General features: G+C 60.6%; 1 protein-coding gene. It reads right to left on the bottom strand.

Going from position 1 to position 1,085, the window contains the following annotated elements; all coding sequences use genetic code 11:
• Positions 1-120: 120 nt before the first annotated feature.
• Entirely contained in the window at positions 121-951 is an 831-nt protein-coding gene (queF, locus tag F8N85_RS34395) for an NADPH-dependent 7-cyano-7-deazaguanine reductase QueF (protein ID WP_150804744.1), read from the bottom strand.
• Positions 952-1,085 lie beyond the last annotated feature (134 nt).

Genomic DNA, 1,085 nt, shown 5'->3' with positions numbered 1-1,085 from the left:
ATCGCAGCCTGCGGCAGCTCCTACAAGGATTGCATACACCTACAACATCGCGGGTGTACTCGGTCGGCGTAGGAGCTGCCGCAGGCTGCGATCTTTTAGGGGCACCACATTTTTCAGGCCTTACTGGCGAACCAACCTGAGGTTAGGCAATTCCAACGCCTCAGTACTGCGATACGGGTTGATATCCAGACCACCCCGGCGCACATAACGTGCATAGACCGTGAGTTTCTCCGGCTTGAGCAGACGCTGCAGGTCGAGAAAGATCCGCTCCACGCACTGCTCATGGAAGTCCGCGTGCTGACGGAAGCTCACCAGATAAGCCAACAGGCTGGCGTGGTCCAGCGCGGCGCCGCGATATTCCACGGCAACGCTGCCCCAATCCGGCTGGCCGGTCACCGGGCAATTGGATTTGAGCAGATGGCTGTGCACGCTTTCCTCGATCACTCGCGACTCGTCGCAGCGCAGCAGTTCCGGACGCGGCTGCGCATAATCGCTGACGCTGACTTCCAGCTCGTCGATGCACACCCCCGGCAACCCGGCCACACCTTCGGCCTGGACTTCGCTCAGGCTGCGAATTCGCACACCCACCGGCTTGCCGGCCGCAGCCGACAGGTCGGCCTGCAGGGTTGCTTCCAGGCTTTGACGATCGGCGAACGGCGTCTGGTTCAACGAGTTGAGGTACAGCTTGAAGGACTTCGACTCGATGATGTTCGGCGAATCCGCAGGAATGCTGAACTCGCCGATGGCCACCACTGGCTTGCCGGAGGGCAGCAACCAGGACAGCTCGAAGCAGTTCCAGAAGTCCACGCCCTTGTATGGCAGGGTTTCGGCGCTCAAGCCCAGCTCGGCCCATTTCGCCGCGCGCGGGATCGGAAACAGCAGAGACGGGGTGTAGGTAGATATGTATTCACTGGACTTGCCCAGCGGCGAATGTTCGGCTGCGGGATGCATGGCGGGAACCTGACTAAATAAACCCGACAAGTCTATCAGCCTTTGCCCCCGCCTTTGAATGCCAGGCGCTTACTGGCTGATGTTCAGCTTGCCGACCATGCCCGCCTGATAGTGGCCGGGAACGTTGCAGGCGA

The organism is Pseudomonas fluorescens, assembly GCF_902497875.1.
In the GTDB taxonomy this organism is placed as follows: Bacteria; Pseudomonadota; Gammaproteobacteria; order Pseudomonadales; family Pseudomonadaceae; genus Aquipseudomonas; species Aquipseudomonas fluorescens_BR.
Note: the sequence above shows the minus strand (reverse complement) of the source record. Positions and strands in the feature narration are given on the sequence as shown.